The 547-nt window shown below is 68.0% G+C and carries 1 pseudogene; it reads left to right on the top strand.

The annotated features are described in order from the left end of the window. A pseudogene (locus tag ACIKT0_RS20105) lies at nucleotides 1-547 on the top strand (aminomethyl transferase family protein); the annotation flags it as partial.

Genomic DNA, 547 nt, shown 5'->3' with positions numbered 1-547 from the left:
AAGGACGACGACGTCCACATCCTGTCGCTGCAGGGGCCGCTCGCGCTCGACATCCTGAAGCCGCACGCCGACTTCGACCTCGCGACGCTCAAATACTTCGAGCACCGCCCCGCAAAGCTGTTCGGCAAGGAGGTCTCGATCGCGCGCGGCGGCTATTCGGCCGAGCGCGGCTACGAGGTGTTCTGCTCGGCCGCCGACGCGCCCTTCCTGTGGGACAGCATCATGGAGGCCGGAAAGCCCTACGGGGCCTGCGCGGCGTCCTGGGGCTGCCTCGACATCGTCCGGGTGGAGGGCGGCCTGCTGTTCTTCCCGTTCGACATGCCCAAAGGCGACGAAACCCCCTGGGAGGTCGGCGCGGAGTGGACGGTCGACCTCTCGAAGCCCGACTTCCACGGCAAGGAGGCGCTCGAGCGCCGGAAGAACGAGATCCGGGTCGCCAATGTGGGGCTCGAGATCGACGCCCATGAGGCGATCGAGCCGGGCGCCCGGATCATGAAGGACGGCGAGCAGGTCGGCACGGTGAACTCCACCACCTACAGCCGCCACC

The sequence above is a fragment of the Hansschlegelia beijingensis genome, assembly GCF_045505405.1.
Taxonomy (GTDB): domain Bacteria; phylum Pseudomonadota; class Alphaproteobacteria; order Rhizobiales; family Methylopilaceae; genus Methylopila; species Methylopila beijingensis_A.
Note: the sequence above shows the minus strand (reverse complement) of the source record. Positions and strands in the feature narration are given on the sequence as shown.